Genomic DNA, 1,147 nt, shown 5'->3' with positions numbered 1-1,147 from the left:
CCTCACCCGTCTCGCCGCTACGCGGCGAGCCACCCTCTCCCGCAAGGGGAGAGGGTAAGCACGGCGCCGCTTGTAGAAATATCAGAACGGATCCGTCCCCAGCCCCGGCACATCCGCCGGCCGCGGTCCCGGTGCGGCCCAGTGAAACCGGCGATCCTTCTCGGCGATCATGATATCGTTGATCGACGCCTCGCGCCGCTTCATCAGCCCGTGCTCGTCGAACTCCCACTGCTCGTTGCCGTAGGAGCGATACCACTGGCCGCCGGCGTCGTGCCATTCGTACTGGAAACGCACCGCGATGTGGTTGCCGTCGAAAGCCCAGAGATCCTTGATCAGGCGATACTCCTGCTCCTTCTCCCATTTGCGGGTGAGGAAGGCGACGATGGCCTCGCGGCCCTGGAACACTTCCGAGCGATTGCGCCAGCGGCTGTCCTCGGTATAGGCCAGCGAGACACGCACCGGGTCGCGTGAATTCCAGGCGTCCTCGGCCATGCGCGCCTTCTGCGCGGCGGTCTCACGGGTGAAGGGCGGAAGCGGCGGGCGCGACATGGGGGCCTCATCGATGGGTTGGGGCCGCAATCTATCGCTGCAATTGGCGGAGTCGAGTGGCCTTGACCTATCGGCCGATCACTTATCGGGCGATCAGGAAATCAAATCGGCCTTCATCAGCGTACGGATCGATTTCGGGATCGGCTGGGCACGTCCGCCGCTGATGAAGGCAACGCGCACTTCGGCTTTCACCAGCACGTCTTCGCCGCGCCGCACCTCCTGCGCCAGCATGATCGAGGCGCCCTTCACCGCTGTCGGCCAGGTCACGACATCGAGCACGTCGTCCATTCGCGCGGGTTTCAGGAAGTCGAGGTGCATCGAGCGCACGACGAAGGCAAAGCCCGCGCCCTCGGTTTCGACCTGGTCGAACAACGCCTGCTGCTCGGCGCCCATCAGCCGCAGATGGTTGGTGCGCCCGCGTTCCATATAGCGCAGATAATTGGCGTGATAGACGATTCCGGAGAAATCCGTGTCCTCGTAGTAGACGCGGACCTGCATGTGATGGCGGCCGTCGCGGATCTCGCCGTCGAGATGGGCTGTCACGTCGCGAGCCTCTTCGCTTTTTGCAACCGGCCCGTTTTGCGCAAAAACGGCCAAA

Annotated in this window: 2 protein-coding genes; both read right to left on the bottom strand. The window is 63.7% G+C overall.

Translation table 11 applies throughout. The features are described 5' to 3' along the window. Positions 1-81: 81 nt before the first annotated feature. Positions 82-549 carry a nuclear transport factor 2 family protein gene (locus tag PMI42_RS37350; protein ID WP_008145289.1) on the bottom strand — a complete coding sequence of 156 codons (468 nt, stop codon included), beginning with the start codon at positions 547-549 and terminating at the stop codon, positions 82-84. 93 nt (positions 550-642) lie between these two features. Then, positions 643-1,092 carry a tol-pal system-associated acyl-CoA thioesterase gene (ybgC, locus tag PMI42_RS37345; protein ID WP_035968168.1) on the bottom strand — a complete coding sequence of 150 codons (450 nt, stop codon included), beginning with the start codon at positions 1,090-1,092 and terminating at the stop codon, positions 643-645. Positions 1,093-1,147 lie beyond the last annotated feature (55 nt).

It is taken from the genome of Bradyrhizobium sp. YR681, from assembly GCF_000282615.1.
GTDB lineage: Bacteria > Pseudomonadota > Alphaproteobacteria > Rhizobiales > Xanthobacteraceae > Bradyrhizobium.
Note: the sequence above shows the minus strand (reverse complement) of the source record. Positions and strands in the feature narration are given on the sequence as shown.